The sequence below is a fragment of the Pseudomonas juntendi genome, assembly GCF_009932375.1.
Taxonomy (GTDB): domain Bacteria; phylum Pseudomonadota; class Gammaproteobacteria; order Pseudomonadales; family Pseudomonadaceae; genus Aquipseudomonas; species Aquipseudomonas juntendi.
In genome coordinates this window covers 1-740 of the sequence record NZ_BLJG01000547.1, presented here as the reverse complement: position 1 = coordinate 740, position 740 = coordinate 1, and the positions used below count along the sequence as shown (strand labels likewise).

Below are 740 nucleotides of genomic sequence, written 5' to 3'. Positions count from 1 at the left end.
GGCAGGCGCCGGCGCGGGTCTGGATTGTTACTTGCCCGACTTGACCTTGGTCCAGCTGCGGGTCATCAGCCGTTGCACCTTGGGTGGCAACTCTGAATTGACGAACATCTTGTCCAGCACTTCCTGCGGTGGGTAAACCGCGGCGTCAGTCCTCACGGCCTGGTCCATCAGGTCGCCAGCCTTGGGGTTCGGGTTGGCGTAACCGACGTAATCACTGACCTGGGCGATAACCTCAGGTTTCAGCAAATAGTTGATGAAGGCATGCGCCTCTTTGACGTTCCTGGCGTCCTTGGGAATCGCCAGTACATCGAACCAGAGGTTGCCGCCTTCCTTGGGAATGGCGTAAGCCAGGTTCACGCCCTTCTTCGCTTCTTCAGCGCGGGCCTTGGCCTGGAAAACATCACCCGAGAAGCCCGCCGCGACGCAGATGTCGCCATTGGCCAGGTCGGTGATGTATTTGGACGAATGGAAGTAGGTCACATAAGGGCGCACGGCCAGCAGCTTCTGCTCGGCCTTGGCGTAATCCTTGGGGTTGGTACTGTTGGGGTTCAGGCCCATGTAGTTGAGCACCGCCGGGAGCATTTCGTCCGCCGAGTCGAGGAAGGCTACCCCGCACTTGGACAGCTTCTTCATGTTCTCGGGCTCGAACAGCACGGCCCACGAGTCGATGGTGTCCACGCCTAGCGCGGCTTTCACCTTGTCGACGTTGTAGCCGATGCCGTTGGTGCCCCACAGGTAGG

The 740-nt window shown here is 59.7% G+C and carries 1 protein-coding gene; it reads right to left on the bottom strand.

Annotated elements, in window-relative coordinates; genetic code table 11:
- Positions 1 to 27: 27 nt before the first annotated feature.
- Positions 28 to 740 (bottom strand): extracellular solute-binding protein (locus GYA94_RS27195; RefSeq protein WP_161893506.1); only part of this gene is annotated, 713 nt, incomplete at its 5' end.